Origin of the sequence: Citrobacter sp. wls619, assembly GCF_005281345.1 — a bacterium.
Classification (GTDB): Bacteria; Pseudomonadota; Gammaproteobacteria; order Enterobacterales; family Enterobacteriaceae; genus Citrobacter.
Window position 1 is genome coordinate 1 of record NZ_SZXJ01000081.1, and the last position, 7,789, is coordinate 7,789.

Genomic DNA, 7,789 nt, shown 5'->3' on the forward strand with positions numbered 1-7,789 from the left:
GTTCGCAAGTTTTGCAACCGGTGCAACGGCTGGAATCAATAAAAAATCCATACTGGGTTGTCATCGGTTACTCCTTACACCTTTTCAACCTGAACAAGGTTCGTATGTGATGGGTTCCCCTTAGCGAGAGGAGAAGGCCGCTGGGTCGTCAGCACGTTAATACAACCGCCCTGATCCACACGTTTCACATCCGGGTCATACCAGGCGCCCTCACCCAGCGCGACAACGCCAGGCATCATACGCGGGGTAACTTTAGCCTCAATATGCACTTCGCCACGGTCGTTAAAGATACGTACCTTGTCGCCGTTGTTAATACCGCGTCGTTGTGCATCCATCGGGTTAATCCACATTTCCTGGCGACAGGACGCTTTCAGAACGTCAACGTTGCCATAGGTCGAGTGGACGCGAGATTTATAATGGAAGCCCGTTAATTGCAGAGGGAATTTTTCCACCAGTGGATCGTTTAAGCTTTCAAAGCCCGGTGTATAAATCGGTAATGGATCGATCACATCACCTTCCGGCAATTCCCAGGTTGCGGCGATTTCTGCCAGCGCTTGAGAATAAATTTCAATCTTGCCTGACGGCGTGGTAAGCGGATTGGCTTTGGGGTCTTCACGAAACGCTTTATACGCCACGTGATGTCCTTCAGGATCACGCTGCTTAAAGATGCCCTGCTTACGGAACTCTTCAAATATTGGCAGTTCCGGTATAGCCTTGCGCGACTGTTCATACAGATGACGCATCCACTCTTCCTGAGTACGGCCTTCCGTAAACTGTTGCTCGACGCCAAGGCGTTTCGCCAGCTCGCTGGTCATTTGGTAGATAGTCTTGCATTCAAAGCGCGGTTTGATCGCCTGATCGGTGAAAATCACGTAGGACATATTCCCGCAAGATGCATCCAGCGCAAAGTCCATCTGCTCAGAGGCCGTGCAGTCCGGCAGCAGAATATCGGCATATTTCGCCGAGGAGGTCATATGGCAGTCGATAACGACGATCATTTCGCACTTCTTATCATCCTGCAGGATTTCATGCGTACGGTTGATATCAGAGTGCTGGTTAATCAGGCAGTTACCGGCATAGTTCCAGATCATCTTAATCGGAACGTCGAGCTTATCCTTACCACGAACACCGTCGCGCAGCGCCGTCATTTCCGGACCACGCTCAATCGCATCCGTCCACATAAACATTGAGATACTGGTTTCGACGGGGTTTTCCAGCGTTGGCATACGCTCAAACGGTAAATCGTATGATCCCTCACGTGCACCGCTGTTGCCGCCGTTAATACCGACGTTACCGGTCAGAATGGCCAACATCGAAATGGCACGGGTCGCAATCTCGCCGTTGGCGTGGCGCTGCGGTCCCCAGCCCTGGCTAATGTAGGCGGGTTTCGCGCTACCAATTTCACGCGCCAACTTAACAATTCGTTCAGCAGGAATACCGGTTATCTGCGCAGCCCATTCCGGGGTCTTCGCGATACCGTCTTTACCCTGACCGAGAATATACGCCTTATAGTGACCGTTCTTCGGCGCTCCCGCCGGGAGGGTTTTTTCGTCATAGCCCACGCAGTACTTATCGAGGAACGGTTGATCAACCATATTCTCGCTGATCAGCACATAGGCAATACCGTTAACCAGCGCCGCGTCTGTACCCGGTCGAATGGGGATCCATTCATCTTCGCGTCCCGCACCGGTATCCGTGTAGCGGGGATCGATGATGATCATGCGGGCATTCGATTTCTGCCGCGCCTGTTCAAGGTAATAGGTCACCCCACCACCGCTCATACGCGTTTCGCCTGGGTTATTACCAAACAAGACAACGAGCTTACTGTTTTCAATGTCAGACGGGCTGTTACCGTCTGCCCATCCGCCATAGGTATAGTTCAGTCCTGCCGCGATTTGCGCAGAAGAATAATCCCCATAGTGGTTCAGGTAACCGCCGCAACAGTTCATTAAACGTGCTACCAGCGTTTTACCCGGCGGCCATGAACGCGTCATCGTGCCGCCCAGCGTACCGGTTCCATAGTTAAGATAGATAGACTCGTTACCGTAGTCTTTAATCAGACGCTGCATATTGCTGGCGATGATATCGTAGGCTTCATCCCAACTGATGCGCTCAAATTTACCTTCACCGCGTTTGCCGACACGCTTCATTGGGTATTTCAGACGGTCGGGATTATAAACTCGACGACGCATGGAGCGACCACGCAGGCAGGCACGGACCTGATGCAAGCCGTCATAGTTATCATCGCCCGTGTTGTCGGTCTCGACATATTTGATTTCGCCGTCTACGACATGCATACGCAGCGGACAGCGGCTACCGCAGTTTACCGTACACGCACTCCAGATCACTTTCTCGTTGACCGGTGACGGGTTGATGGCATCTGCAGCGTTTGCAATACGGGTAAATGGCAGGGTAAACGCGCTACTAGCTACTGCCAGTCCGCCTATCGCCGTCGTTTTTACCAAACTGCGACGACTCACCTCAGCTGCCAGCACGGCATCGGGGATCTTAGTTTTCATAGTGGCTCACTCTGCTGCTCACAATAAACAAAAAGGGAATGTTCGTTGTATAGTCGTTTATATATCGATGCCATCGTTATACAGACCGTTATATAGCGAATTTATGCAAAGACAGAGATAAATACTGACTTTCATTCGAAGGCAGTATTACCACTAATGGAGTAAGGGTTATTGTCCGGCATCAAACGGGCGTAAAAAAAGCGCCCTGAGGCGCTTTTTTAGCAAGGAAAAATGACTTAACCGATGAATTCCAGGCCATTCATGTACGGACGTAGTACTTCCGGTACCTGAATGCGGCCATCAGCTTGCTGGTAGTTTTCCATAACGGCAACCAGCGTACGTCCCACTGCCAGACCAGAACCGTTCAGCGTATGCACTAAACGCGTTTTCTTGTCAGACTTGCTACGACAACGCGCCTGCATGCGGCGAGCCTGGAAATCCCACACGTTGGAGCAGGAGGAAATTTCACGATAGGTATTCTGCGCCGGGATCCACACTTCCAGATCGTAGGTTTTGCATGCGCCGAAGCCCATGTCACCAGTACACAGAACGATCTTACGGTACGGCAGGCCCAGTAGCTGAAGTACTTTTTCAGCATGACCGGTCATCTCTTCCAGCGCGTCCATAGAATCTTCAGGACGAACAATCTGCACCATCTCAACTTTGTCGAACTGGTGCATACGGATCAGACCGCGGGTATCACGGCCGTAAGAACCGGCCTCAGAACGGAAGCATGGCGTATGCGCAGTCATTTTGATTGGCAACGCGTCTTCGTCAATGATTTCATCGCGTACCAGGTTGGTCAGCGGAACTTCTGCCGTTGGGATCAGCGCATAGTTGCTGCTGTCGGCTTCTTCATCCAGCGGACGCGTATGGAACAGATCGCCAGCAAATTTCGGCAACTGACCGGTACCGTACAGCGTGTCATGGTTGACCAGATACGGAACGTAGTTTTCACTGTAGCCATGTTGTTCAGTATGCAGATCCAGCATGAACTGAGACAGCGCACGGTGCATACGCGCAATCTGCCCTTTCATGACAACAAAACGAGAGCCGGTCAGTTTAACCGCAGCGGCGAAATCAAGACCTGAGTGCATTTCACCCAGCGTCACGTGATCGCGCACATCGAAATCGAACTCACGTGGGGTACCCCAGCGACTCACTTCAACGTTGTCATTCTCGTCTTTACCTACCGGAACGTCGTCCGCTGGCAGGTTAGGAATGGTCAGCGCAATGTCGCGGATCTCGGCCTGTAAGGTATCAAGTTCAGCTTTCGCGGCATCCAGCTCTTCGCCCAGTTTGTTCACTTCCAGACGTAAAGACTCGATATCTTCCCCGCGCGCTTTTGCCTGGCCGATGGATTTCGATCGAGAGTTACGCTCTGCCTGCAGGTTTTCAGTTTGTACCTGCAGAACTTTACGACGCTCTTCAAGAGCGCGCAGCTTATCTACATCCAGCTTAAAGCCCCGGCTTGCCAGTTTTTCTGCGACTGCGTCTGGCTCATTACGCAGCAGATTGGGATCGAGCATGCTTATCCTGTGCTTATCGAATTAAAATAGGAGAAAGTGACCACAGCCTGCGGTCACAGGGATACATTGACAACATTACCGCAACGATAACACTAACGGTAGCGTTTTATAGGGCTATTTTGATCCTGTCCGGCGAGCCAGGCGAGCTTTTCGCCAATCTTGCCTTCAAGACCTCTGTTTGTCGGGTGATAATAGCGCGTTTGTGCCATTTCCTGCGGGAAGTATTCTTCTCCGGCAGCGTAGGCATTTGGCTCATCATGGGCGTAGCGATATTCCTGGCCATAACCCATCTCTTTCATGAGCTTCGTCGGCGCGTTACGCAAGTGCACCGGTACGTCGTAATCGGGGCGTTCACGGGCATCAGCCAGGGCGGCTTTAAAGGCGGTGTATACCGCATTACTTTTCGGCGCGCAGGCCAGATAGACAATCGCCTGAGCAATAGCGCGTTCACCTTCCGCAGGACCTACGCGAGTAAAACAATCCCATGCAGAAATTGCCACTTGCATCGCACGAGGGTCGGCATTTCCCACATCTTCAGAGGCAATTGCCAAACAGCGACGGGCAACGTAGAGCGGGTCACCACCTGCGCTAATGATGCGCGCATACCAGTAAAGAGCCGCATCCGGTGCACTACCGCGGACCGACTTATGCAATGCTGAGATTAGGTCGTAAAAACGATCGCCTTTATTATCGAAACGCGCGCTACGTTCACCGGCAATCTCAGTCAGCAATGTAGCGTGTAAAACGCGTTTTCCGCTGTCATCCACTTCGGCCATGTCGGCCATCATTTCCAGCGTATTTAGCGCCCGCCGCGCATCACCGTTTACCAGTTCTGCAATCGCCCGACGCGTTTCGTTCGGCAAAACGATATCCTGACCGCCATAACCTCGAGCTTTATCTGACATCGCCTGATCCAGCACCAGCTCGATATCTTCGGTGGTCAATGATTTCAGTAAATAAACGCGCGCCCGCGACAGCAGCGCCGAGTTCAGTTCAAATGAGGGATTTTCGGTGGTCGCCCCAATAAACGTGATCGTGCCATCTTCAATATGCGGAAGAAAAGCATCCTGCTGGCTTTTATTAAAGCGGTGAACTTCGTCCACAAACAGTATTGTGCGTCGGCCGGCATTACGGTTCTGACGCGCACGTTCAATCGCTTCGCGAATTTCCTTCACGCCCGAGGTGACGGCTGAAATACGTTCAACATCAGCGTTCGCATAACGGGCAATCACTTCGGCAAGGGTGGTCTTTCCGGTTCCTGGCGGTCCCCATAAAATCATGGAGTGCAGGTGTCCGGCCTCGATGGCGCGCGGCAAGGGCTTACCCGCAGCCAGCAGATGTTGCTGGCCGATATACTGCGCTAAATTTTCTGGCCGCATACGCGCGGCCAGGGGTTGAAAGGTATTATCAGAAAAATCGAGCGACAGGTTGCCCACTCACGCGCCTCTACTTACGTTGATCGTCTACCGTTACGCCTTGTGGCGGGGTAAAGGTGAATTTTGATGGTTCGATCGCGCCGTTCTGCTGCGATTTCAGCTGGTAGCTACTACGCTGATCGTCCTGTTCAACGGCGCTAAACTGATGAATTGTTCCGTCGCGGCCAACATTGATGGTGAACTGCTTCAGGTTGCCGCTGCTGGTTTTGGGCGTCAGCACAAAATCATCGCCGTTTTGCTTAATATTGTACTGCTGCCAGTCGCTGGACTGGTTCCGCGCAATCAGCATAAACGGCGTATTCCCCGTGGCATCTTTCAGCCAGGTCGCCGTCGCCTGCTCAACAAATGGGTTGAAGAACCACAGTGTTTTACCATCAGAGACCAGAATGCTTTCGTCAGGCTGTGTCATATGCCAGTTAAACAGATTCGGACGTTTAACCCATAAATCACCCTGGCCTTCCTGCACCGCTGCGCCGCTACCATCCGTTACCTTCTGGGTAAAACTGGCGTGGAAGCTGCTGACTTTATCCAGACGGCTTTTCAGGTCGCTGGCGGCGTCAGCCCAAACGCTGCTCACCACAAAGCTCGACAATAATGCACAGGTGATTGCGATTCTTTTCATCGTTATTCCTCAAAATACGTCACTCCCAACGGGGAGCTCCTTCTGCTATCCATTTCAGGCCAAAAATCAGCATGAGGAAAGTAGAAAATACTGAATTACTTAACTTTGCAATCAATCAAAGGGCGGTGGAGCCAGCACTTCACGATTGCCATTATGTCCCTGCTCGCTGACAATTCCCTGCGCTTCCATCTGTTCGATGATGCGCGCCGCACGGTTATAACCAATGCGGAACTGGCGCTGGACGCCGGAGATGGAAGCTTTGCGTTTCTGGGTAACAAAATTCACCGCCTGATCGAACAACGGATCCAGCTCTTCCCCGCCGTCAAAACCACCGCCGCCACCTTCACTTTCGGTGTCCGAGGTGATGCCTTCCACATACTGCGGACGGCCACGCGCTTTCCAGTCCTGGACGACTGCGTGAACCTCCTCATCGCGCACAAAAGCACCATGTACACGCACCGGAATCGTTGAGTTTGGCGCAGAATAGAGCATATCGCCCATGCCCAACAGGGATTCAGCACCACCCTGATCAAGAATGGTACGAGAGTCAATCTTGCTCGAGACAGTAAACGCAATACGCGTCGGGATATTTGCTTTGATAAGCCCAGTGATAACGTCAACCGACGGACGCTGGGTCGCCAGCACCAGGTGGATACCTGCCGCACGCGCTTTTTGCGCCAGACGGGCAATCAGTTCTTCCACTTTTTTACCGACAGTCATCATCAGATCAGCAAATTCATCGACCAGAACCACAATATACGGCTCTTTTTTCAGTACCGGATGAGTGACATCCATGCTATCGCCTGGTTTCCAGTACGGATCCGGGATTGGACGTCCCATACGATCTGCTTCCGCAATCTTCTCGTTGTAGCCCGCAAGGTTACGCACGCCCAGCGCTGACATTAGCTTATAGCGGCGTTCCATTTCATTAACGCTCCAGCGCAAGGCATTGGCTGCGTCTTTCATATCCGTAACAACTTCAGTCAACAGATGCGGGATACCTTCATAAACCGACAGCTCGAGCATTTTCGGGTCGATCATGATAAAGCGAACATCTTCCGGCTGCGCCTTGTAGAGCATGCTGAGGATCATGGCGTTGACCCCAACAGATTTACCTGACCCCGTAGTACCTGCCACCAACAGATGCGGCATCTTCGCCAAATCGGCAGTCACAGGTTCACCAGCAATGTCCTTGCCGAGAACGACAGTAAGCGGTGACGGATTATCACGGAATTTCGCGTTATCCAGTACTTCACGCAGATAGACGGTCTGGCGTTTTTTGTTCGGCAACTCCAGTCCGACATACGGTTTACCCGGAATAACCTCCACCACACGAACTGCCGCGGTTGATAGCGAGCGCGCCAGATCCCGGGAAAGGTTAGAAATACGCGCAGCTTTAACACCCGGTGCCAGATTTAGCTCAAAACGGGTAATGACCGGTCCGGGCGAGTAGTTCACCACATCGGCTTTAATACGGAAATCGGCCAGACGCGCTTCCACCAGACGCGCCATTTGCTCCAGCGCGAATGTATCTATTGGCTCAACTTCCGCCGGTGGTGGGGTGAGCAGATCCAGCGATGGCAGCAGCGTCGTCGGACGCTGTACAGGGCGGCTGTCGCCATTACGCATCAACAACGGATGGATCAGGCTTTCCTGCGGCGGCTGCTGATAATGCTGCTGCGG

The 7,789-nt window shown here is 52.5% G+C and carries 4 protein-coding genes and 2 pseudogenes; all 6 read right to left on the minus strand.

Annotated features, from left to right (window positions below):
• A pseudogene (locus FDX19_RS16170) lies at nucleotides 1–64 on the minus strand (dimethyl sulfoxide reductase subunit B); the annotation flags it as partial.
• A gap of 10 nt (nucleotides 65–74) precedes the next feature.
• Nucleotides 75–2,519 (minus strand): dimethylsulfoxide reductase subunit A, encoded by a 2,445-nt coding sequence (gene dmsA, locus FDX19_RS16175; RefSeq protein ID WP_137383500.1) that lies wholly within the window; start codon nucleotides 2,517–2,519, stop codon nucleotides 75–77.
• 236 nt (nucleotides 2,520–2,755) lie between these two features.
• On the minus strand, nucleotides 2,756–4,048 hold the full coding sequence (gene serS, locus FDX19_RS16180) for a serine--tRNA ligase (RefSeq protein WP_137383501.1): 1,293 nt from the start codon (nucleotides 4,046–4,048) through the stop codon (nucleotides 2,756–2,758).
• A gap of 92 nt (nucleotides 4,049–4,140) precedes the next feature.
• Nucleotides 4,141–5,484, minus strand: a complete 1,344-nt coding sequence (rarA, locus tag FDX19_RS16185) for a replication-associated recombination protein RarA (protein ID WP_137383502.1) — start codon at nucleotides 5,482–5,484, stop codon at nucleotides 4,141–4,143.
• 10 nt (nucleotides 5,485–5,494) lie between these two features.
• Nucleotides 5,495–6,106, minus strand: a complete 612-nt coding sequence (lolA, locus tag FDX19_RS16190; protein WP_040233939.1) for an outer membrane lipoprotein chaperone LolA — start codon at nucleotides 6,104–6,106, stop codon at nucleotides 5,495–5,497.
• Between the two features lie 111 nt (nucleotides 6,107–6,217).
• Nucleotides 6,218–7,789, minus strand: a pseudogene (gene ftsK / locus FDX19_RS16195) (DNA translocase FtsK); the annotation flags it as partial.